Here is a 22,990-nt window from a genome sequence, read left to right on the forward strand (position 1 = left end):
CCCTCCGGGAGAACCCGGAGGGGCGCCTTCTCCGTGCCGGGCCGGCGGCCCGGACGGGGGGACTCAGTAGCGCCGCGTGATCAGCGCGCGCTTGACCTCCTGGATGGCCTTGGTGATCTCGATGCCGCGCGGGCAGGCCTCCGTGCAGTTGAAGGTGGTGCGGCAGCGCCACACGCCCTCGCGGTCGTTGAGGATCTCCAGGCGCTGCTCGCCGCCCTCGTCGCGCGAGTCGAAGATGAAGCGGTGCGCGTTGACGATCGCCGCCGGGCCGAAGTACTGGCCGTCGTTCCAGAACACCGGGCACGAGGACGTGCACGCGGCGCACAGGATGCACTTGGTGGTGTCGTCGAAGCGCTCGCGGTCCTCGGCGGACTGCAGGCGCTCACGGGTCGGCTCGTTGCCCTTGGTGATCAGGAAGGGCATCACGTCCCGGTACGCCTGGAAGAACGGCTCCATGTCGACCACCAGGTCCTTCTGGACGGTCAGGCCCTTGATGGGCTCGACGGTGATCGGCTTGTCCGGGTTGACGTCCTTGATCAGCGTCTTGCACGCCAGCCGGTTGCGGCCGTTGATGCGCATCGCGTCGGAGCCGCAGATGCCGTGCGCGCAGGAGCGCCGGAAGGTCAGCGTGCCGTCGATCTCCCACTTGATCTTGTGGAGGGCGTCCAGGACGCGCTCCTTGGGGTCGATCTCGAGCTGGAAGTCCTCCCAGGTGGCCTCGTCGGAGACCTCCGGGTTGAACCGCCGGATGCGGAAGGTCGCGGTGATGTAGGGGCTGTCGTTGGCCGGGGCGCCGGCCTCGGCCTTTTCCATGACGGGAGTGGCCATCAGTACTTACGCTCCATCGGCTGGTAGCGGGTCTGCACGACCGGCTTGTAGTCCAGCCGGATCGACTCGGTGCCGTCGTCGCCAACCTCGCGGTACGCCATGGTGTGGCGCATGAAGTTGACGTCGTCGCGGTTCGGGTAGTCCTCGCGGTAGTGGCCGCCGCGGGACTCCTTGCGGGCCAGCGCGGAGACGGCCGTCACCTCGGCCAGGTCGAGCAGGTTGCCCAGCTCGATGGCCTCCAGCAGATCGGTGTTGAACCGCTTGCCCTTGTCCTGGACCGACACGTTCAGGTAGCGCTTGCGCAGGGCGCCGATCTCCTCGACGGCCTCCTTCAGCGTCTGCTCGGTGCGGAAGACCATGACGTTCTTGTCCATGGTCTCCTGGAGCGCCTTGCGGATCTCGGTGACCCGCTCGGTGCCCTCCGAGGAGCGCAGCGACTCCACCCGCTCCACGACGAACGCGGCCGGGTCGTCCGGCAGGTCGACGTAGTCGGCGGTCGCGGCGTACTCGGCGGCGGCGATGCCCGCCCGGCGGCCGAAGACGTTGATGTCCAGCAGCGAGTTGGTGCCCAGGCGGTTGGCGCCGTGCACGGAGACGCAGGCGACCTCGCCGGCCGCGTACAGGCCCGGCACCACCGTGGTGTTGTCGGCCAGCACCTCGCCCATGACGTTGGTCGGGATGCCGCCCATCGCGTAGTGCGCGGTCGGCTGGATCGGGATCGGGTCGGTGTACGGCTCGATGCCCAGGTAGGTCCGCGCGAACTCGGTGATGTCCGGCAGCTTGGCGTCGAGCTGCTCCGGCGGCAGGTGCGTGAGGTCCAGGTAGACGTGGTCGCCCTCGGGACCGCAGCCGCGGCCCTCGCGGATCTCGGTGTAGATCGAGCGGGAGACGACGTCGCGCGAGGCCAGGTCCTTCATGACGGGCGCGTACTTCTCCATGAAGCGCTCGCCGTTCTTGTTGCGCAGGATGCCGCCCTCGCCGCGGGCGCCCTCGGTCAGGAGGATGCCCATGCGCCAGATGCCGGTCGGGTGGAACTGGAAGAACTCCATGTCCTCCAGCGGCAGGCCCCGGCGGAACGCGGCGGCCTGGCCGTCGCCGGTCAGGGTGTGCGCGTTGGAGGTGACCTTGAAGAACTTGCCGTTGCCGCCCGAGGCGAAGATGACGGCCTTCGCCTGGAAGACGTGGATCTCGCCGGTGGCCAGCTCGTAGGCGACGACGCCCGCGGTGCGCCTGACCCCGTCGACCTCGTTCAGCAGCAGGTCCAGGACGTAGAACTCGTTGAAGAACTCCACGCCCTCCTTGACACAGTTCTGGTACAGCGTCTGGAGGATCATGTGGCCGGTGCGGTCCGCGGCGTAGCAGGACCGGCGGACCGGGGCCTCGCCGTGGTTGCGGGAGTGGCCGCCGAAGCGGCGCTGGTCGATGGTGCCGTCCGGGGTCCGGTTGAACGGCAGGCCCATCTTCTCCAGGTCGAGGACGGCGTCGATGGCCTCCTTCGCCAGGATCTCGGCGGCGTCCTGGTCGACCAGGTAGTCACCGCCCTTGACCGTGTCGAAGGTGTGCCACTCCCAGTTGTCCTCCTCGACGTTCGCGAGGGCCGCGGCCATGCCGCCCTGGGCGGCGCCGGTGTGGGAGCGGGTGGGGTAGAGCTTCGTCAGCACCGCGGTGCGGCTGCGCTTCGTCGCCTCGATGGCGGCGCGCATGCCGGCGCCGCCGGCGCCGACGATGACGGTGTCGTACTTGTGGATCTTCATGACAGTCTGTGCCTCAGCCCCGGCTCTAGCGGATGTTCGGGTCGAAGGTGAAGATCACCAGCGTGCCCAGCAGGACGGTGAACACCGTGGCGGTGTACAGCAGCATCTTCAGCCAGAAGCGCGTGCCGTCCCGCTCGGCGTAGTCGTTGATGACGATCCGCAGTCCGTTGGCGCCGTGCAGCATCGCCAGCCACAGCATCAACAGGTCCCACGTCATCCAGAAGGGCGAGGCCCAGCGACCGGCCACGAAGGCAAAGTTGATCTTGCTGACGCCGCCGTCCAGGACGAGCTGGATCAGCAGGTGGCCCACCACGAGCAGTACCAGCACGATGCCGGACAGCCGCATGAAGAGCCAGGCCTGCATCTCGAAGTTGCCGCGCGTGACCTTGGGGGTCCGGCTCGTGCGGGCGCGGGGCGGCTCGATGAGGGGGGCGGGGTTGTCTACGTCGAAGGCCATGTCGTCAGCTCCCGAACAGCTCGCTCACGGCGTGCCCGAGGACCGGGTACAGCGCCCCGATCATCAGCACGATCCAGATGCCCATCACGGTCCACAGCATCTGGCGCTGGTACTTGGTGCCCTTCGACCAGAAGTCGACGGCGACGACCCGAAGGCCGTTGAGCGCGTGGAAGAGGATGGCGGCCACCAGGCCGTACTCCAGCAGCGCGACGATAGGCGTCTTGTAGACCGCCACGGTGTCGTCGTACGCCTCGGGGGAGACGCGGACGAGCGACGTGTCCAGGACGTGCACGAACAGGAAGAAGAAGATGAGGACGCCGGTGACTCGATGAGCCACCCAGGACCACATGCCTTCCCGGCCGCGGTACAGCGTTCCAGCCGGCACGGAAATCCCCTCCGGGAGCGGTATCACGGGGCCGGCCGGCTTCGGTGTCGGTCTGGCCCGGCCGGGTACGGTCCACCGGCCGATGGCCATGGTAACGAGATACCGGGGCGACGGTTCCCCCGGGGGGCCAGATGTGATCAATCAGGCACGGCCGGGCTGGGAGCCAGATCCCGCGGAACCGTGCCCGGTCCCGACCCCGGGGCCTGGCGTCCGGACCCCGTTCCACCGCCCGGACCGGGGGGCATCCGCCCCTCCAGCACCAGCCGGGCCAGCCGCCCGCGCGCGATGCGGCGCAGCTCGTCGGCGGCGACGGCGCGCTCCTGCTCGGCCTCGTTGCCCAGCCGCGTGCGGATCGCGGCGAGGACGTGGCCGACGGCCTCCTCCTCGCTGACGTCGTCCACGCAGAGGACGAAGGCGTAGCCGAAGCGGCTCTCGTACGCGGCGTGCGCGGCGCGCAACGCCGTGTGGGCGGCGAGCGCGCCCGGCCCGGAGATGGTGAGCCGGTGGCCGCCGTACAGCAGGTCCCCGTGGCCCGGCCCCGGCGAGGACTCCCTGCTCAGCGCCTCGGACAGATCCTCGTCGGTGAGGTCGTAGCCGGCCTCGTCCGCCGCGGCGAGCAGTGCCTCCAGGTCCGGGTAGGGGCGGTGCTCGATGATGCTGTCCGCCCAGCGCGGGCTGCCGCAGCAGGTGAGCAGGGCGTCCCGCAGCTCGGCGGGCGAGGCGCTGTTGAGGCGGTGGAGCGGCGTCGCCTCGCTTCGCTGAGGGGGCAGGCGCATGGACTCCTCGGGCACGGGGGAGATGTCGGGGGCGTCACGGGACGCGGGCGGCGGTGCCGGCGGCCGTCCGGCGGCCGCACCGGTGCGTTCTGGTGATGGTGCCGGTGACTGAGGTGATCGTGTGACGGAAGATGACGCAACGGTAACGATACGCGGAAGAGGGCGCCCGGTGGAAAGTGGGTTTTCACCCGGACGAGAAGGACTTGGGGCGCATGCTTGACGGTTGAGTACTGGAAAGGGGCAATACGGTCACCCCATGGGACGTAGACGCAGGCGCACCTCCCGCATGAAGCCGCCGGCCGTCGCCGCCGTGCTCGCCGCCCTGGCCGCCGCCGTGCTGGCGGCCGTCCTGGTGCTGCCGGACGGCGGCGGAGGGGGAGGCGGCGACGGAGGCGACGGCGGGGAAGACGGCGGAGGCGGCTGGGCCGGGGAGGCCGCCGACGTCCCCGCCGTCCTCCTGCCCCCGGCCCCCGGGGCGGTCCCCGCCGTGCGGCAGTGGGAGCCCGAGCCCGGCATCGGCTGGCAGCCCGGCCCCGGCACCCGCGTCGTGGCCGACCCCGGCGGGGAGCTGGACGACGAGGCCGACCTGCTCGCCGGGGAGCTGGAGGCCGGACGCTCCGGCGGCCCCGCCGGGCCCGGCGACGTCGAACTCGTCCTGGACCCCGACGCCCCCGAGGACGAGGTGCGCGGCCGCGAGGGCTACGCGCTGACCGCCGCCTTCGGCAGGGTCACCGTCACCGGCCGCACCGACACCGGGGTCTTCCACGGCACCCGCACCCTCCTCCAGGCCGTCCGCGGCGGGGGGCGGATGCCCGCGGGCACCGTCCGGGACTGGCCCGACCGGCCCCAGCGCGGCTTCATGCTCGACATCGCCCGCAAGCACTTCGACGCCGGCTGGATCGAGGACCGCATCCGGGAGATGGCCGACCTCAAGCTCAACCAGCTCCACCTCCACCTCTCCGACGACCAGGCCTTCCGGGTCGAGAGCACCTCGCACCCCGAGGTCGTCTCCGACCCCCACCTGACCAAGGCCGAACTGCGCCGGATCGTCGAGCTGGCCAACTCCCGGCACATCGCCGTCATCCCCGAGATCGACTCGCCCGGCCACCTCGGAGCCGTCCTGGAGGCCCACCCCGAGCTCCGGCTGCGCGACGCCGACGGCGACCCCGCCCCCGGCGCGATCGACATCTCCGACCCGCGCTCGGCGCGCCTCGTGGACGACCTGCTGCGCGAGTACGCCCCCCTCTTCCGCGACCAGCCCGGACCCGGCCCGTACTGGCACCTGGGCGGCGACGAGTACCGGGCGCTCGCGGCCTCCGACCCCGAGGCCTCCTACCCGGAGCTGGCCGGGGCCGCCCGCCGCGAGCACGGCTCCCGCGCCGGCATCCGGGACCTGGCGGCGGCCTGGCTCAACGACCGCGCCGCCACCGTGCGGAAGGAGGGCTTCACTCCCCAGGTGTGGAACGACGGGCAGCACCCCGGCGGGGTCGTGCGGCCCAGCGAGCCCCGCCAGGTGACCTACTGGACGGGCAAGGAGATCGGCGCCCGCGAGCCCGAGGAGTACCTGGAGGAGGGCTGGGAGGTGGTCAACCTCAACGACGAGTACCTCTACTACGTCCTCGGCGAACCCAACGAGTTCACCTACCCCACCGGGGAGCGCATCTACGAGGAGTGGACCCCGGCCGTGCTGCGCGGCACCGAACCCGTCCCCGGCGAGCTGGCCGGACCGGACCGCGTCCCGGGAGGACGGCTGGCCGTCTGGTGCGACCTGGCCGGGGCCCAGACCGCCGAGCAGGTCGCCCGCGGGGTGCGGATGCCGCTGCGGGCCCTGGCCCAGAAGCTGTGGAACCCCGGACCCCCCGCCCTGGACTGGCCGGACTTCCGGGAGCTGGCCGACCGCGTGACGTGAGGCGGCGCCGGTGCGGTGCGGCCGGGACCGTCGGACCGCCGACGCCGGCGGCCGCGGGGGGCCGCTCCGCCGGGCCGGCCCGGCGGAGCGCCGCCGCACCGCCGGACGACCGCACGGGCGCCGGGCGCCCCCGCGCCCGCCGGCGTCAGGACACCACGTCCTTGGCCCGGAAGTGGCGGAAGGCGAGCGCGAACAGCACCACCGCGTACGCCACCGACACCGAGGCGCCCCGGACCATCCCGCCCCACTCCACCTCGCTGTTGAACACGTCCACCCAGGCGAACTGCCAGTGGGCGGGCAGCAGCTCGCGCCAGTCGCCCAGCGCGGTGACCGCGTCCAGGATGGTGCCGACGATCGTCAGGCCGATCGCGCCGCCCACCGCGCCCAGCGGCGCGTCGGTGGCGGTCGACAGCCAGAACGCCAGCGCGGCCGTCACCAGCTGGGCGGTGAAGATGTACGCCACCGCGACCGCCAGCCGCCCCACCGCCTCGCCCGCCGGCAGCGTCCCGCCCGTCGGCAGCTCCAGCGGGCCCCAGCCGTACGCCACCGTGCCCGTCACCAGTGCCACCAGCGGCAGCAGCACCATCGCGGCGGCGCTGAAGGCCAGGGCCACCACCAGCTTGCTCAGCAGCAGCCGCGAGCGCGGCACCGGCGCGGCCAGCAGGTAGCGCAGCGAGGACCAGTTCGCCTCGGAGGCCACCGTGTCGCCGCAGAACAGGGCCACCGGCACCACCAGCAGGAAGCTCGCCGAGACGAACAGCGCCATGGCCGCGAAGTTGGCGCCCGTGGCCGTGGCGGTGTCCATCAGGTTGATCCGCCGGCCGCCGCGCTCGGGCTCGCCGCCGATCGCGAAGGCCGCGATCAGCACCAGCGGCAGTCCGGCCAGGACCAGCCCCGTCACCAGGGTCCGGCGGCGCCGCAGCTGCCGCACCGCCTCCACGCGCAGCGGCAGGGTGCGCCGCGGGTGCCAGCCGGGTGCCGCGCCCGACGGCCCGGGTGCCGGGGCGCCCGGGGGTACGGGGGGCGAAGCGGGGGTGGGGGTGGCGGTCATCGCTCTCCTCCGATCAGGGTGAGGAAGGCGTCCTCCAGACGGCGGTGCGGCCCGACGCCGACCACCGGGACCTCCAGCCGCAGCAGCCCGGCCAGCAGCTCCGTCACGGAGGCGCCGTCGAGCCGCACCAGCAGCCCCTCCTCGGACGGCACGGCCGACCCCACGCCGGGCAGGGCCGCCACCTTCTCCGGCAGCGCCTCGGGGACCGGGCCCCGCACCCCGACGAGCACGGTGTCGCCGGAACCGGTGATCTCCTCCACCGGGCCCGCCTGCACCAGCCGCCCGCGGTCCATGACCACCAGGTGCGTGCAGGTCTGCTCGACCTCGGCCAGCAGATGGCTGGAGACGATCACCGTACGGCCGCCGGAGGCGTAGCGGATCATCACCTCCCGCATCTCGCGGATCTGCGGCGGGTCCAGGCCGTTGGTCGGCTCGTCCAGGATCAGCAGGTCCGGCAGGCCCAGCATGGCCTGGGCGATCGCCAGCCGCTGCCGCATGCCCTGCGAGTAGGTGCGCACCGCGCGCTCCAGGGCGTCGCCGAGGCCGGCGATCTCCAGCGCCTCCTCCAGGTGCGCGTCCCTCCCGGGGCGCCCGGTGGCCTGCCAGTACAGCTCCAGGTTGGCCCGGCCGGACAGGTGCGGCAGGAAGCCCGCGCCCTCGACGAACGCCCCGACCCGCGACAGCACCGGCGCACCCGGCCGCACGCGCCGGCCGAAGACGCGGATCTCGCCGCTGTCGGGGGTGATCAGGCCCATCAGCATGCGCAGCGTGGTGGTCTTGCCCGCGCCGTTGGGACCCAGCAGGCCCAGCACCTGGCCGCGCTCGACGCGGAAGGACAGGTCGCGCACGGCGTAGCGGTCGGTGGAGCCCGCGTACCGCTTGGACAGGCCGGTGATCTCCAGGGGGACGTCCGCCCGCTCCGGGCCGGGGTCCGAACCGGCCGGATCCGGCACGGCGCCGGCGCCCGGGGAGGGGGCGGCCGGAGCCCGGCGGCCGGTCAGCAGCAGCGCGGCGGCCGCCGCGGCCCCGATCAGCGGCAGGCCCCACACCCACCACGGCAGCGGATCGGCCTCGGCCTCCAGACCCGGCACGACCGGCACGCTCATCCCGCCCCCGGCCAGGGAGACGGTGTGCACGGCCGGCTCGGCCGGCGAGGCGTAGGCCAGGTCGGTGGCCGAGAGCACCAGCCGCATGCGGTGCCCGGCCTCGAAGCGGTGGTCGACCGCGGGCAGCCGCACCTCCACCGTGCGGCCCTCCCCGGCCCCGGTGACCCGCAGCGGCGCCACCAGCTGGGCGGGAAGGACCTGCCGCCCGTCGGGGCCGACGTCGTAGAGCTTGGCGAACAGCACCGCCTCCCCGCCGCCGGCGTCCGTGGCCACCCGCACCCGCACCGAGGGGGAGCCGGTGACCTGCACGGCCTCCCGGAGCGGCGCGGACTCGAAGCGGGCGTGCTGGCCGGGGTAGTCCAGGGACAGGCTCACGCCCAGCTCCGGCAGGCCGCCCAGGCCGCCCAGGCCCGGCACGGCGGAGACGGCCGGCGGTCCGCCGCCCGCGGGATTGGCGAAGGACTGCCCGGGTCCGCGCAGCGGGACCGTCCGGTCGCCGGCCGACAGGCCCGGGTACCGGTCGGCGTCCGCCGCGCGCAGCCGCACCTCCCCGTCGGTGGTGTCCATGCCGCCGGTGCGGGTGACGCGGAAGGCCGGACCGGTGTCGGTACCGGTGTCGCCCTTGAGGTGGCGGTCGAACCAGGCGCGCGTCCGGTCCCCGATCCGGTCCGCCTCGGTCTGCGAGCCGCTGTCGTGGCCGCCCGCGATCCAGTCCACCGCCACGGGTGCGCCGTTGGCGCGGATCGCCTCGGCCATGGCGTCGGCGTGGTCGAGGGGGAAGAGCGAGTCGGACCGGCCCTGGACGATCAGCGCGGGCACGTCGATCCGGTCGGCGACCGCCACCGGGCTGCGCTCGCGCAGCAGCGTGCGGGCGGCCTCGTCCGGCTCGCCCGAGACGGCGACCCGCTCGTACATCTCGCACAGTTCGGGGGAGAAGCGGCCGCAGCCGACGGCTCCCCGGGGGGAACCGGGGCCGGGGCCGGCCCCCGGGCCGGGGGCGGTGCCCGCGCCGGCTTCCGGAGCGGTGCCCGTGTCGGCCCCGGGGCCGGTGCCCGCTCCGGAGCCGGCGGGTGCCTCGGGCCCGGAGCCGCCGCCGGGTACCGCCCCGGCGGCGGAGGGCGCGGAGCCGGTGGAGCCGGTGGTGAAGAAGACGCCGGCCCACAGCTCCTTGAAGACGCCACCGGGGAAGAGCGCCTCGGAGAGGTCCCAGTAGGTGATGCTCGGGGCGATGGCGTCGACCCGGTCGTCGTACCCGGCGGCCAGCAGCGAGACCGCTCCGCCGTAGGAGGCGCCCGCCACTCCCACCCTGGGATCGCCCTCGCCGTCGAGCCGCACCTCGGGCCGCTCCGCCAGCCAGTCGATCATGCGGCTGACGTCGGCCACCTCGCGCTCGGGGTCGTTCAGCCCGATCCGGCCGGTGGAGGCGCCGAAGCCGCGCGCCGACCAGGTCAGCACGGCGTACCCGGCACGCGCCAGTTCCTCGGCCTGCCCGCGCAGGTCCGCCTTGCTGCCGCCGAAACCGTGGGCCAGCAGGACCGCGGGGCGGCGCCCGTCCGGATCGCCGGCGGTGAAGTAGGAGGCGTCGACGCGGACCGTGCCGTCGCCGCCGGGAGACTCGGGCACGGTGAACGCCCGCTCCACGCGGTGCACCGCCGGCCCGTCCTCCGGGACGGCCGCCCACACGCCGGCCCCGGCGAGGGCGGCGACGGCGGCGGCCGCCGCGAGCAACCGGCCGCGGAACCGGGTCAGTCGGAGATCCATGGCCCGACCCTACGGTGTGCGCCGCCCGCGGGCGGAACCCCGGGCGGCGACGGCGGGCCGGAGACGGGCCGCGGCCCGCCCGCCCCGGTGTGCGGGACGGCCGGGCCGCGGTGGTCGGCCGGGAGGCCGGAGGGCTCCGGCGAGGCGCTCCGGCGAGGTGCTCCGGTGCGCCTTGCGGTCAGGAGGACGCCGCGGCGGCCTGGGTGCGGATGCCCGGGAGCTGGGAGTAGAGGTTCGCGCCCGGGCACAGCGTGGCGTAGCCGTCGCGGTGGCCGGATATCCGGTGGAGCGTCGCTCGCTCGCCGTTCTTCCACACGCCGGTGTCACCCGCGGCGGTGAGCGTCACCTTGCCGGCCGGGTCGACGCCGTACAGGCCGAGCTTCCAGGCGGAGACCCGGGCGACGGACGCCAGTGCGGCCTGGGTGGGCCGTCCGCCGTCCTCGTAGTTGCCGAGGACGGCGATGCCGGTGGAGTAGCCGTTGAAGCCGTAGGTGTGGGCGCCCCGGACGGCCCGGTCGACGCCGCCGGCGCGGCCCTCGAAGACCGTGCCGCACTTGTCGACGAAGAAGTTGTAGCCGATGTCGTTCCAGCCGTTGGTCTTGACGTGGTACGTGAGGATGCCGCGGACGAGGGCCGCCGACTCGGTGCAGTCGTAGGCGTTGGTGCCGGCGGTGTGGTGGACGAAGACGGCGTCCACCCGGCCGAGGTAGGAGGGCGGGTCCTGGACCAGCGACTCGTCGGCACCCCACTGGGCGCGGCTGACGATCCGCGGCGCCCCCGTCCCGGGCGGCTCGCTCGTGGGGCTGCCGGTGGGTTCGTCGGTGGGTTCGCTGGTGGGTTCGTTGGTGGGGGAGGGCTCTTCGGTGGGCTCGTCGGTGGGTTCGTCGGTGGGGGAGGGTGTGCCGGTGGGCTCCTCGGTGGGTTCGCCGGTGGGGGAGGGTGTGCCGGTGGGCTCCTCGGTGGGCTCGCCCGTCGGCTCGTCGGTGGGGGTGGGCTCCCCGGTGGGTTCCTCGGTGGGGGAGGGCGCGCCGGTGGGCTCCCCCGTCGGCTCCTCGGTGGGGGAGGGCTCTTCGGTGGGTTCGTCGGTGGGTTCGTCGGTGGGGGAGGGTGCGCCGGTGGGCTCCTCGGTGGGCTCCCCCGTCGGCTCGTCGGTGGGAGAGGGCTCCCCGGTGGGTTCCTCGGTGGGCTCGTCGGTGGGCTCCTCGGTGGGGGAGGGCGCGCCGCTGGGCTCTTCGGTCGGCTCCTGCGTGTCCCGGCCCTTGCCGAAGTCGCCGACCTTGCGCCAGCCGCCTCCGATGTCCTCGCCCAGCTCGCCGGGGTCGATCAGGTCCAGGCGGAGGCCGCCGGGCAGTTCGGCCGACCCCCCGTCGTCCGCCAGGGCCCGGGCCTCGACCGCGTCGGACTTCCCGACCCACAGTGGCTCGGAGGCGCCGCGCACCCCGCCGTCCCGGCCCTCCTCGGTCTCGGGCGGCCGGATGTCCAGGTCGAGGTCCTGCCAGTCCGTCCAGGCTCCGGTCTCCGCGCTGCGGGTGCGGATCTGGGCGGTGCCGTCGAACTCGGCCCCGGGGTCCTTCCAGGAGACGCCGAGCATGGAGAAGAGCCGGGTCTCGGTGCGCGGGACCGAGCGCTTCTTCGGGTCGCCGCCCCGGAAGGTCTCGGTGTAGGCCGCCACGGGCCGGAAGTCGTCGCCCCGCCCGTGGTCGTCCGAGGTGGTGGCGACGGCGAGTGTCGCCACCGCCGAACCCCCGAGCACGACGGAGCCGACCGCCAGCCAGGTCCGGCGCTTCACGCCCGCCGATCGACGGGCATGGCTTCTCGCGGATCTCACGTGTCCCAATCCCCCTTCGGGAAGAAGTCGGTGCGTCCGGTTGCCGCCGGATTCCCTCCGCCTCGTCCGGCGGTCGGCGGCGTCCGGGCGCGGGCACGGACGAAGGGCCCGTGCGAGCCGTGTGCGGGGGCTCGCCGGGCGCGCCGGTGACGGAAAGCGGTGGGGACCGCCGCGGGTACCGCGGCCGCGACGCGCTCTCCTGCCCGCGGAAATGCGGTGACGTGCCCCGGCTCGGGGCGGCACCGCGACCGGTAGGCACGGGCAGGCCGACGCGCAGCAACTCGTCCGCTGCTGAACGGGCCGGTTATACCCCAGCCGGTCGTCGCGCGTCATCGAGGGGATGAAGGGGGCAAAAGGGGGCGGAGTGACGGGCGGGCCAGAAGGGGACGGTCGCGGATCGGACCGGCCGCCGGTTCCGCTACGGCACGCGCCGCCCGCCTCCCAGTCACCTTGGCGGGAAGGGCCGCCGGGCGTTACCAGGCGGTCCGCGAGATCGCGGACCGTCGCCGGAACAGCGTCACTCGGCCGGTGAAGCCGTTCCGCTTAGAGGCCGGGGGGGAGTACGCGGCCCGATGTGACCGGCTCCCGACCGGACCACGGGTACGGCTGAAGTTCACGCAGAGTTTCCCCGCGGGCGAGGGGCGCCCTCGCCGCTCCGGCCGCCGTTCCCCGGGCCGCCGGCCCGGTCGCCGCCGGTGTTCCCGCTGCCGCTGTTCGGGTTGCCGGTGCCGCTGCTTCCCCGGTCGTCGGTCCGGCCGGTGCCGCCGCTCCCGGGGTTCCCGTTGTTCGCGCCACCCCGGTCGCCGCCGTTCGCGCTGCCGGTGCCGCCGCCGGAGCCGACGCCGCCGTTCGCGGTGCCCCGGCCGCCGTTCCCCGGGCCGCCGGCCCGGTCGCCGCCGGTGTTTCCGCTGCCGCTGTTCGGGTTGCCGCCGGTGTTCCCGCTGCCGCTGTTCGGGTTGCCGGTGCCGCTGCTTCCCCGGTCGTCGGCCCGGCCGGTGCCGCCGCTCCCGGGGTTCCCGTTGTTCGCGCCACCCCGGTCGCCGCCGTTCGCGCTGCCGGTGCCGCCGCTGTTGCCGCCACCGGACCCGGCGGGACCGCCACCGCTCCCGGAAGCGCCGCCGCCACCCTGCCGGTCCCCGCCGGAGCCCGAGGGCGCCGCGGCGGCCGCCAGCACCTGCACGCAGTACTCGGCCACCCGGTCGCGGCCGCCGGCCGCCTCGGACAGCGGCCTCCCCGGTACGGAGTCCGGCTCCCGCACCTGGGAACGGCACAGCGCGACGATCCGCTGAGGGACGTCGGAGGGCGACACGCGGCCGGGGTGCGGATCCGGCGAACCCGGACCGTCCTCCGGCGACGGGGTGTTGTGGCGCCCCTGGGCGGGGGACGACGGGGAGACGCCGTCCGGTGGGGGCGGGCCCGCGGCCGTGTCCGCCGGCGGCTCGTTCCCGGGCAGGAGCGGGACCCCGCCGGAGGCCACCGCCACCCCGCCGCCGAGCGCGGCGGCCACGACCACGCCCAGCGCACCCGTGCGCGTCCGTCCCAGACGCCGGGCCAGGCGGGCCAGCCGGCCCCGCAGGCCGGTCGGGGCGGACTGCGCCGCCCGCTCCTCGCAGGCGGCGCGGAAGGCCGCCACCGCCTCCTCCTCGCCCTTGAGGCCACCGGCGCCCGGCGCCGCCGCGGCGTTGAGGGCGACCGCGAGGGCGCGGAGGCTGCTGTCCGGCGGCATGTCGTCGGATCCGCGGAGCCCGGGACCCGGCCTGGCGCCCTCGGCGATCAGACGGCGCAGCGCGGCCTCCGTCACACGGGCGCCTTCCTCCCCGTCCCGCATCGGATCGTTCACCTCCGTACCGCCGTTGCCTCGGGCCGTTCCACCAACCGGGCCAGTTTCTTCAGACCGCGCGACAGCGCCATCGCCACCGCGCCCGGCCGCTTGCCGAGGATCTCGGCCGTGCTCCTCGTGTCCAGGTCCAGGACCACGCGCAGCAGTACCGCCTCCGCCTGGGGGCCCGGCAGGGTGGCTATCAGGGAGACGATCTCACGGGTGGACAGTTCGGTTCCCGCCACCTCCGCCGCGTCCGGTGCCACGGAGCCGCCGGACGCGGCGGAGACACGCGGCTCGGGCAGTTCCTCCGTCGGTAAGGAGATCTCCTGCACCCGCCTCTTCCTGCGGCGCAGTACGTCGCGGGCCCGGTTCCGCGTCACCGCCAGGGCGAACCGGCGGAAGGCCGCGCCGTCGCCCTCGAAGCGCAGGACGTCCCGGGCTATCTGTAACCACGTCTCGGCCACCACGTCCTCGGCGTCCTGGCCGACGATGACGGCCGCGTACCGGAGGAGTTCGGGGTTGAGCGAGCGGTAGACGGCACGGAAGGCCGCCTCGTCGCCCCGCCGGACACCGCGGACGGCGGCGTTCAGGTCCCCTGGGGACTCCGGGGGGACGCCCCTGCCGCCTCCAGCCGCCACATCGCTCACGGAGGGGATCCTTCCACGCCCGCGCGCGGCACGTCGACACGATGCGGGCCACACCGTCGGGTTGACGCCATGTCGACGTGGGGCCGCCGGACCGTCCGCGGGGGCGGGGCCGGACGGCGCCGGGGGCCGGACGGGACGTCCCGCCCGGCCCCCGGCCGCTCCGAACCGGTCACCCGGTCACGGCGCCAGCAGGTGCCCCAGCTGGACGCCCGCCGGGGTGCTCAGCTTCCAGCGGTGGTAGTAGACGCCCCCGGTGGTGGAGACGCCCGCGCTCCCGGCGTCGAGTTGGAGGATCGTCCCGTCGAAGGAGTCCTCCCCGGCGGCGCCGATGGCGAGGTCGGCGCGGCTCCAGCCGGACAGGTCGGCGAGCAGGACCGCACTGCCGAGGCGGTCGTCGGTCTCGGTCGCCCCGTCGATGCCGGGGGTGTCCTGGTGGAAGGAGGCCACGCCGGAACTGCTCAGCCCGCCGGAGGAGCCGTACAGCAGCATCGTCATGCCGGCGTTGGCCTGGTTGGCGCCGTCGCGGGTGATGTCCTCGAAGGGCAGGCCGGTGAGGACGTCGTCGTACCCGTCGGCGTCCACGTCGCCGACCGCGACGGACCAGCCCATCGCGTCGCCGGCCTCGGCCGCGCCCGGCACGCCCGCGCTGTCCTGGTGGAAGACCTGCCGGCCGGTGGTGGTCGGGCCGTCCGGCGAGCCGGGCAGCACGGTGATCTGACCGCCGGCGTAGGCGCCGGACTCGGAGGCGTAGGGCTGGCCGACCACCAGGTCGGCGTAGGCGTCGCCGTCGATGTCGCCCGCGGCGACCGAGCGGCCGCCCCGGACGGACGCCAGGCCGACGTACTCCAGGCCCTCGGGCGAGCCGCTGAGCAGGGTCAGCAGCCCGGTGCCGCCGGAGTCCAGGTGGCTCACGACCACGTCGGCGTAGCCGTCGCGGTCGAAGTCGCCGGTGGTGGAGGAGAGGTGGTCGACGCCGCCGGCCGCGCCGGTCTGCAGGGCGCCCTTGCGCACCGAGCCGTCGGCGACGTCGAACGCCCACCAGCCGGCCGGGTTGCGGGAGGCGGTGAAGACGTCGGCGGTGCCGTCGCTGTCGAAGTCGCCGACGGCGACCGTCGAGCCGAACCGGGCCCCGCCCGTGCGGTCCGCGGCGTCGGCCTCCAGCCACGTGCCCCGGTCGAGACCGGGGCCGTACAGGACGGTCACCGCGCCGGAGTCGCCGTTGCCCAGCGTGTCGTCCTCGCCCGGCGCACCGACCGCCAGGTCCGCGTACCCGTCGCCGTCGACGTCGCCGTACGCGGTGGCCGCGCCCCACTCGTCACCGGCCTCGGAGGCGCCCGCGACCCCGGGGCTGGACTGGGAGAGGACGATCCTGGCGGTGTCCACCGGGCCGTCCACGCCGCCGGGCACCACGGTGACGGAGCCCGCGGCCGACCTGCCGTCGACGGCGGCGCGGTGGGTGCCCGCCGCCATGTCGGCCATGCCGTCGCGGTTGACGTCGGCGGTCGGGGCGGCGGAGCTCGCGGCCGGGCTCGCGGCGAAGCGCCGGATCTCCGGCAGTTCGTCGTAGAGGGCCTGGCCGGGGCACTCGGTGGCGTAGCCGTCGCGGTGGCCGGAGACCGTGTGGAGCGTCGCCTGCTCACCGGCCTTCCACACGCCGGTGTCGGCCGCGGCGGTCAGCGTGACCTTGCCGGTGGGGTCCACGCCGTACTGGCCGAGCTTCCAGGCGGTGATCCGGGCGACGGCGTCGGTCACGGTGGAGCTGGGAACGTCGCCGGTGGCGTAGTTGCCGATCACCGCGATGCCGGTGGAGTAGCTGTTGAAGCCGTAGGTGTGGGCTCCGTGCACGGGCAGGTCCACACCGCCGTGCCGGCCCTCGAAGATCGTGCCGCACTTGTCGACCAGGAAGTTGTAGCCCAGGTCGTTCCATCCGTTGCTCTCGATGTGGAACGTCATGAGCGACCGCACGATCGCGGGCGACTGGGAGCAGCTGTAGTTGGTGTCCTCGAGCGCCGTGTGGTGGACGAACGCGGCCTTGATCCCGTCCTCCAGGTAGCCGGAGGGCTCCTCGACCATCGACTCGTCGGCGCCCCAGGCGGCGCGGGAGACGATCGGGGGCCGGGTGACGGTCGACTCGGGCGCGGGCGGCACGGTCGGCTCGGCCGCGGTCGGCGACGGGCTCGTGGTGCCGTCCTCCGCGGGCGTCCCGGCGGCGGCGGGCTCGGTGGTCCGGACCGCCGGGGAACTCCCGGACGTGGCCGGGTCGGTGGTCTGCGCCCCGGCGGGCTCGGGCGACGGCGCCGGGCCGCTGCCGGTGGCGGCGGGCGCCGGGCCCTCCGCCGCACGGGCGGCGGGGGCGGCGGCAAAGGTGTCCGCCCTCCTCGCCTCGCGCGGCGTCACGCCCGGGTCCACCAGGTCGAGCCGCATTCCGGCGGGGAAGTCCGCGGTGGTCTGCCCGTCCTCGGAGACCACACGGGCCTCGACGCCGTCGGAGGGACCCACCCAGCGCGGCTCGGTCGCGCCCCGGGCGGCGGACTCGCGGCCCTCCGCGCCCTCGGGCGCGTGCAGGTCCAGGCCCAGCTCCCGCCAGGGCGTCCACTCGCCGGTCTCGGCGCTGCGGGTGCGCACCTCGGCCCGCCCCTCCAGCTCGGCGGTGACCCGCGGCCAGGAGATGCCCAGCAGGCTGAAGGGCTTGGTGTCGCGGCGGGTCACCACGCTCTTGTCCTCGCCCCTGGGCTGGAGGTTGACGGAGTAGACCTTGACCGGCGACGGCGCCGCGGACGGCCCCCGGCCCTCGGACGGGCCGGCGACCGCCACGGTCGCCAGTCCGGCGCCGCTCGCCACGACGGCGGCCAGGGTCAGCCAGGCCCTCCTGCGCAGACCCGGTGCTCTTCGTGCTCTCTCTCTTCGCGGACTCACGTGTCCCGCCCCTTGTCGTCTCGGATGGCCTTGGGGAAGGCCCCATGGTCCCGGTGACGGGGCGTCGTGTGCCCGGCGCCCCCCGGAACCAAGGGCTCCGTTCATCCAGCGCACCGGGGCGGCCCGGCATCACGCCTGGTAGGACACGATGCGGACACGAGAAGGACACGGAAAGACGGAGAGCGGCGGGAAGCCGGCCGGCGGGGCGGCCGCGGGCGGTGCAATCCGCCGGACACCCGGGGGACGCCCGCGGGGCACGCCCAAGAGGCCCGCCGGACACGTGGAGGAGGTCCGCCGGACACGCGGAGGAGGTCCGCCGGACACGTGGAGGACGGCCGGAGGACGCGAAGACACCCGGGAACGCGAAGACGGCCGGGGTCGCCACCCCCCACAGGAGAGACCCCGGCCGTCGTCGAGTGCGGGCCGCCGCGGAGCGGGGCCCGTCAACCACATCTGCGCCGGGACCTCGAAATCTGTTACTCGGCTCCTCCACACCGCCCGCCCGCGTTCCCCGCACCCCCTCCCCGGCGCGTTCGCCCGCGCCCCGTGCGGGCGGGTCGCGGGCCCGCCCGCAGGTCCGTCCGCATGGACGCGGGCGCACACTAGGCCGTAGCGTGCTGCTTCGCATCGACGCGGATCGAGGCAACACGGCGGGATCGCGCCCGGCCAGGGGTGCGGGCGAGCGCTACATCGTGGAGTGGGGCAGGACCAGGGCGTGCAGGGGGAAGACGCGGAACTCACCGCAGCGGTGCACGCTGCGCAGGAGGGGGACGAGTGCGCCTTCCGCACCGTCTACCGCGCAGTGCATCCCCGCCTGCTGGGGTACGTGCGGACGCTGGTGCCGGACGCCGACGCCGAGGACGTGGTCTCCGAGGCGTGGCTGCAGATAGCCCGGGACCTCGACCGCTTCGACGGCGACGCCGACCGCTTCCGCGGCTGGACGGCGCGGATCGCCCGCAACCGCGCCCTGGACCACATCCGCGCACGGGGCCGGCGGCCGGTCTCCAGCCACGCCGACGACGACAGCGAACTGGCCGTGCTGCCCGCCGGGTCCGACACCTTCGACGAGGCCCTGGAGTCGATCGGCACCGGACGCACCATGGCCCTGATCTCGCGGCTGCCGCGCGACCAGGCGGAGGCGGTGGTCCTGAGGGTCGTGGTGGGCCTGGACGCCAAGGGCGCGGCGAAGGTGCTCGGCAAGCGCCCGGGCGCCGTGCGGACCGCCGCGCACCGGGGGCTGAAGAAGCTGGCCGAGCTCCTGGACGGCGAGGACGCGCCCGGGGACGGGGCCTCCGCACCCAAGGCCGGAACTGTACGCGGTGTGACGGAAAAGGCCAGACGGACGCTGAGGGAAACGTGAGGGCCGACGACGACCGGTACGGATGGCTGGACGAGGAGACCGCGGAGCGTCTGCTGCGCGGCCGGGCGGCCGGCGATCCGTCTCCCGCGGACGCGACGGCCCCGGCCCTGGAAAGGGCCCTCGACGAGCTCGCCGCCGCATCCCCGGCCGCCGGCGCGCACGACGGCGACGCCGAGCTCCCCGGAGAGGCCGCCGCCCTGGCGGCGTTCCGGGCGGCCCGCGCCCGGAGCGGAACGGCTCCGGCGGGCGGTGCGCCGCGGGGCCGCGCGTACCTGCGGACGCTCGGACGCCCCCTGCGGATCGGTGCCGCCGCCCTGGTGGTCGGCGGGGTGCTGGGAGGCGTCGCCGTGGGAGCGGGCGGTGGTGTGCTGCCCGGGCCGTTCGGCGGGCAGGACGATCCGCCGTCCGCCTCGCCGGCGGTGTCGGACACACCCGGCGGCGGTCCCGGTGGCCGGGCGCCGGGCGGCACCGGTGCCTCCTCGTCCGGCGGCGGGCGCGGCGGCGCCGAGGACCTGGACGGCGCAGGGGCCGGCGGACCGGAGGAGCGCGGCCGGGAGCGGACGGGCTCCGGCGGCTCCGCGGACACCGGAGCGGCCGGCGGCCCCGGCGGGTCGGACGGGCTCGGCCCGGACGGCGGGGCCCCGGCGGACCCGGGCGACGGTCTTCCCGCGTCCTGGCCCCGCATAGCCGCGCTGTGCGGCGAACGTGACAGGAACGCCCTGGACCGGGCCGAACGCGCGGAGCTGGTACGGCTCGCCGGCACCCCCGACGAGGCCGAGCGGCTCTGCCGTCGCGCCGCCGGGATCGGGGACCCCTCCGGCGGCACGGGCGGCAGTGGTGCGAACCCCGGCGGCACGGGCGGCGGCGAGGCCGACTCCGGCGGCGGTGCGGTCGGTGGAGGCGGTGCGGTCGGTGGCGGCGGCGGGCCCGGTGGCGGTGGCGAGGGCGGCGACGCGCTGCCCGAGGAGGACGAGGGCGGCGACACCCTCCCCACCCTGCCCCCGGCGGCCGGAACCGGTGGCGCGGACGGCGGTACGGGCGGCACCGGTCCGGGTTCCGGCGTTCCGGGCGGCGGCGCGGGCGGTGGCGTGAACGGCGGTCCGGGCAGCGGCGCGAGCGGCGGTGCGGGAGTCCCGTCCGTCCCGTCCGCCCCGGCGCACTCCGGGGCGCGCTCCTCCGCGGGCGCTCCCACCGGCTGACGCGCGCTCCCGGGTCGGCGTGATCCACGTCACGGAAATTCCCGCCCCGGAGGTGTGACACTTTCCGGCCCGGCGGCGCAGTACAGAACGAGCCGACTGGTCATCGGCGAACGCGCCACCCGAGGTTCCCCCCGTACCTGCGGGATGCGCGTAGGCGCGGGCGGGGCACGTTCCCCCGGCCCCGCCCGCGCCCCTTGCTTCCGGACCCGCGAGCCCCGGAGCCCTCCCGGCTCCGCGCGGCCGTCAGTAGACGATCACCTTGTCGCCCGGCCTCACCTGGTCGAAGAGCGCCGCGATCCTCCTCTCGTCCCGTACGTTGACGCACCCGTGCGAGGCACCGCCGTAGCCGTTGGCCGCGAAGTCCGCGGAGTAGTGCACCGCCTGGCCCCCGCTGAAGAACATCGCGTACGGCATCGGGGTGTCGTAGAGCGTCGAGTGGTGGTGGCGGCTCTTGAAGGAGACCGCGAACGAGCCCTCGCGGGTCGGCGTGAGCTCCGAGCCGAACCGGACGTCCATCGTCGACAGCACCGTGCCGTCGACCATCCACGCCAGCGTGCGGCTCTCCTTGCTGATACACATCGCCCGGCCCGTCAGGCACCGCGGGTCGGGTTCGGCGACCGGCCGCGTGGTCGGCGGGTACAGCTCCTGCCGCGTGGGCGTCCTCGTCCGGGCCACCAGGGCGTCCCAGGTCTCGTGCGTGACGTCGCCGCTCGCCGGCAGGCCCCCGGCCGTCTGGAAGGAGGACACCGACGCGCTGGTGACCGTCCCGTAGTAACCGGTCGGGTTGAGGCCGAAGTGGCCGGCCTGGCGCAGCCGCGCCTGCAGCTCGCGCACCCGCTCGCCCCGCGCGCCCTCCCGCAGCATCGGCGGGGGCGCCGCCGGGCGGGACGGTGAGGGCGCGACGGACGTCCCGGGCGCCGTCGGCGCGGGCCGCTCCGCGGGTTCGGTGTGCGGCGGCCGGGTCACCGGGCTCGCCGGCGCCGACGGGGTGGGTGTCGGCGTCGGTGTCGGTGTCGGCGTCGGTGCGGGCGCCGGCGGGGCGCTCGTGGGCGGCGGTGCGACGGGAACCGCCGTGGCCGCCGCGGGCCGCGGCCGCGCCCCCGCGGGGTCCGCCGCGCACCCCGCGCCCAGCAGCATGACGGCCGCCGCGGCCAGCGCCGCCCGGCTCCTCGGTCCGTGTGCCATGTCTCCCCCCGGTGCGTCGGGCCCCTCCGGGCCGCCGGATCGTGCCGGGCCTTCCCCCTGTCGGGATTCCCGGCCGCCACCCTGCCCGAACGGAGGACGATCCGTAAGCCCTCCGGGTTGCCCGCGCGCCGACCACGTGCCTCCCGTGCGCTGTACGTGCGCCCTGCGCGCCCCGCGCCCCGCACCCCGCGCCCCGCGCCCGGGGCCCCGTGCCGCCCGCACCACCCGGCCGGCCCGCACATCCGGACCGTCCGCCCCCGGACCGCTCCCGGACCGCCGCGCCCGTCTGTGCGCGGCCCCGCCCGTCTGTGAGAAAGGTCCCAGGCCGTGGCTCTCCCACCGCTCTTCCCCCGATCGCTACAGTCCGTATCGGACAGGGCGACGAAGCGGGAGGCACCGAACATGGCACGCGGGACTGGCAGGGCCCGGCTCACGGAGAGCGGGCTGCCGATCGAGCCGGTCTACGGCCCCGACGCACTGGGCGGCTGGGACCCGGCCGAGAAGCTGGGCGAGCCGGGTTCGTACCCCTACACCCGGGGCGTGTACCCGACGATGTACACCGGCCGGCCGTGGACGATGCGCCAGTACGCCGGTTTCGGCACGGCGGTGGAGTCCAACGCCCGCTACAAGCAGCTGATCGCCAACGGCACCATGGGCCTGTCGGTCGCCTTCGACCTGCCCACCCAGATGGGCCACGACTCCGACGCCCCCATCGCCCACGGCGAGGTCGGCAAGGTCGGCGTGGCCATCGACTCCATCGAGGACATGCGGGTGCTGTTCGACGGCATCCCGCTGGGCGAGGTCTCCACCTCGATGACGATCAACGCCCCCGCCGCCGTCCTGCTGCTGCTCTACCAGCTGGTGGCCGAGGAGCAGGGCGTGCCCTCGGAGGCGCTGACGGGCACGATCCAGAACGACGTGCTCAAGGAGTACATCGCCCGCGGCACCTACATCTTCCCGCCCAAGCCGTCGCTGCGGCTGATCGCCGACATCTTCAAGTACTGCAGGGCCGAGATCCCGCGCTGGAACACCATCTCCATCTCCGGCTACCACATGGCCGAGGCCGGGGCCACGCCCGCGCAGGAGATCGCCTTCACCCTCGCCGACGGCATCGAGTACGTGCGCACCGCGGTGGCGGCCGGGATGGACGTGGACGACTTCGCGCCCCGCCTGTCGTTCTTCTTCGTCGCGCGCACCACGATCCTGGAGGAGGTGGCCAAGTTCCGCGCCGCCCGCCGGATCTGGGCGCGGGTGATGAAGGAGGAGTTCGGCGCGAGGAACCCCAAGTCGATGATGCTGCGCTTCCACACCCAGACCGCGGGCGTGCAGCTCACCGCGCAGCAGCCCGAGGTGAACCTGGTGCGCGTGGCGATCCAGGGCCTGGGCGCGGTGCTGGGCGGCACCCAGTCGCTGCACACCAACTCCTACGACGAGGCCATCGCGCTGCCCACCGACAAGTCCGCCCGCCTGGCCCTGCGCACCCAGCAGGTGCTGGCGTACGAGACGGACGTCACCGCCACCGTCGACCCCTTCGCCGGCTCCTACGTGGTGGAGTCCCTGACCGACGAGGTCGAGGCCGCGGCGCTGGAGCTGATGGGCAAGGTCGAGGAGTTGGGCGGCGCGGTGGCCGCCATCGAGCGCGGCTACCAGAAGAGCGAGATCGAGCGCAGTGCCTACCGCATCGCCCAGGAGACCGACTCCGGGGAGCGGGTCGTGGTCGGCGTCAACCGCTTCCAGCTGGAGGAGGAGGAGCCCTACGAGCCGCTGAAGGTGGACCCGGCCATCGAGGCCCAGCAGGCCGAGCGGCTGGCGAGGCTGCGCGCCGAGCGCGACCGGGCGGCCGTCGACGGGGCCCTGGCCGCGCTGCGCAAGGCCGCCGAGGGCAGCGACAACGTGCTCTACCCGATGAAGGAGGCGCTGCGGGCGCGCGCCACCGTCGGCGAGGTCTGCAACACCCTGCGGGAGGTGTGGGGCGCCTACGTCCCCACCGACGCCTTCTGAGTCCG

The 22,990-nt window shown here is 75.0% G+C and carries 16 protein-coding genes; 4 read left to right on the forward strand and 12 right to left on the reverse strand.

What is annotated here, in order from left to right; genetic code table 11:
• Positions 1-63: 63 nt before the first annotated feature.
• The 5 genes from ACFSJS_RS12530 to ACFSJS_RS12550 all read right to left on the reverse strand — a co-directional run bounded on the left by ACFSJS_RS12530 (position 64) and on the right by ACFSJS_RS12550 (position 4,200).
• Positions 64-828, reverse strand: a complete 765-nt coding sequence (locus tag ACFSJS_RS12530; protein ID WP_380899465.1) for a succinate dehydrogenase iron-sulfur subunit — start codon at positions 826-828, stop codon at positions 64-66.
• Positions 828-2,582 (reverse strand): succinate dehydrogenase flavoprotein subunit, encoded by a 1,755-nt coding sequence (sdhA, locus tag ACFSJS_RS12535; RefSeq protein WP_380899467.1) that lies wholly within the window; start codon positions 2,580-2,582, stop codon positions 828-830. Before sdhA ends, ACFSJS_RS12530 begins: the two co-directional genes overlap by 1 nt.
• Positions 2,583-2,607: 25 nt before the next feature.
• Positions 2,608-3,039 (reverse strand): succinate dehydrogenase hydrophobic membrane anchor subunit, encoded by a 432-nt coding sequence (locus ACFSJS_RS12540; RefSeq protein WP_380899469.1) that lies wholly within the window; start codon positions 3,037-3,039, stop codon positions 2,608-2,610.
• A 4-nt stretch (positions 3,040-3,043) separates the two neighbouring features.
• Positions 3,044-3,424, reverse strand: coding sequence for a succinate dehydrogenase, cytochrome b556 subunit (gene sdhC, locus ACFSJS_RS12545; RefSeq protein WP_093661581.1), 381 nt, complete (start codon positions 3,422-3,424; stop codon positions 3,044-3,046).
• A gap of 137 nt (positions 3,425-3,561) precedes the next feature.
• Positions 3,562-4,200, reverse strand: coding sequence for a 2-oxo-4-hydroxy-4-carboxy-5-ureidoimidazoline decarboxylase (locus ACFSJS_RS12550; RefSeq protein ID WP_380899471.1), 639 nt, complete (start codon positions 4,198-4,200; stop codon positions 3,562-3,564).
• Between the two features lie 256 nt (positions 4,201-4,456).
• On the opposite strand from ACFSJS_RS12550, the gene ACFSJS_RS12555 reads away from it, so the two are divergent.
• Positions 4,457-6,109: a family 20 glycosylhydrolase gene (locus ACFSJS_RS12555; protein ID WP_380899473.1), complete on the forward strand. Its 1,653-nt coding sequence runs from the start codon at positions 4,457-4,459 to the stop codon at positions 6,107-6,109.
• Positions 6,110-6,254: 145 nt separating this feature from the next.
• Here ACFSJS_RS12555 and ACFSJS_RS12560 read toward each other — a convergent pair whose 3' ends face one another.
• The 6 genes from ACFSJS_RS12560 to ACFSJS_RS12585 all read right to left on the reverse strand — a co-directional run bounded on the left by ACFSJS_RS12560 (position 6,255) and on the right by ACFSJS_RS12585 (position 17,240).
• Complete coding sequence (locus ACFSJS_RS12560) at positions 6,255-7,160, reverse strand: ABC transporter permease (RefSeq protein ID WP_380899475.1); 906 nt, start codon at positions 7,158-7,160, stop codon at positions 6,255-6,257.
• The gene (locus ACFSJS_RS12565) at positions 7,157-10,027 is read right to left on the reverse strand and encodes an alpha/beta fold hydrolase (protein WP_380899477.1); all 2,871 of its coding nucleotides are present in this window, start codon (positions 10,025-10,027) and stop codon (positions 7,157-7,159) included. Before ACFSJS_RS12565 ends, ACFSJS_RS12560 begins: the two co-directional genes overlap by 4 nt.
• A gap of 178 nt (positions 10,028-10,205) precedes the next feature.
• Positions 10,206-11,816, reverse strand: coding sequence for an N-acetylmuramoyl-L-alanine amidase (locus tag ACFSJS_RS12570; RefSeq protein ID WP_380899479.1), 1,611 nt, complete (start codon positions 11,814-11,816; stop codon positions 10,206-10,208).
• Positions 11,817-12,468: 652 nt separating this feature from the next.
• Positions 12,469-13,656: a hypothetical protein gene (locus ACFSJS_RS12575; RefSeq protein ID WP_380899481.1), complete on the reverse strand. Its 1,188-nt coding sequence runs from the start codon at positions 13,654-13,656 to the stop codon at positions 12,469-12,471.
• Between the two features lie 35 nt (positions 13,657-13,691).
• Entirely contained in the window at positions 13,692-14,324 is a 633-nt protein-coding gene (locus ACFSJS_RS12580; RefSeq protein WP_380899483.1) for an RNA polymerase sigma factor, read from the reverse strand.
• Positions 14,325-14,501: 177 nt separating this feature from the next.
• On the reverse strand, positions 14,502-17,240 hold the full coding sequence (locus ACFSJS_RS12585) for an FG-GAP-like repeat-containing protein (RefSeq protein WP_380899485.1): 2,739 nt from the start codon (positions 17,238-17,240) through the stop codon (positions 14,502-14,504).
• Positions 17,241-17,955: 715 nt separating this feature from the next.
• On the opposite strand from ACFSJS_RS12585, the gene ACFSJS_RS12590 reads away from it, so the two are divergent.
• On the forward strand, positions 17,956-18,600 hold the full coding sequence (locus ACFSJS_RS12590) for an RNA polymerase sigma factor (RefSeq protein ID WP_380899487.1): 645 nt from the start codon (positions 17,956-17,958) through the stop codon (positions 18,598-18,600).
• Positions 18,597-19,799 (forward strand): hypothetical protein, encoded by a 1,203-nt coding sequence (locus ACFSJS_RS12595; protein ID WP_380899489.1) that lies wholly within the window; start codon positions 18,597-18,599, stop codon positions 19,797-19,799. Before ACFSJS_RS12590 ends, ACFSJS_RS12595 begins: the two co-directional genes overlap by 4 nt.
• A 243-nt stretch (positions 19,800-20,042) precedes the next feature.
• Here ACFSJS_RS12595 and ACFSJS_RS12600 read toward each other — a convergent pair whose 3' ends face one another.
• A complete protein-coding gene (locus ACFSJS_RS12600) occupies positions 20,043-20,984 on the reverse strand; it encodes a L,D-transpeptidase family protein (protein ID WP_380899491.1) in 942 nt (313 codons plus the stop codon).
• A gap of 402 nt (positions 20,985-21,386) precedes the next feature.
• On the opposite strand from ACFSJS_RS12600, the gene ACFSJS_RS12605 reads away from it, so the two are divergent.
• Positions 21,387-22,985, forward strand: a complete 1,599-nt coding sequence (locus ACFSJS_RS12605; protein WP_380899493.1) for an acyl-CoA mutase large subunit family protein — start codon at positions 21,387-21,389, stop codon at positions 22,983-22,985.
• The last annotated feature ends 5 nt before the right edge of the window (positions 22,986-22,990 follow it).

The sequence above is a fragment of the Streptomyces desertarenae genome (genome assembly GCF_042681365.1).
In the GTDB taxonomy this organism is placed as follows: Bacteria; Actinomycetota; Actinomycetes; order Streptomycetales; family Streptomycetaceae; genus Streptomyces; species Streptomyces desertarenae.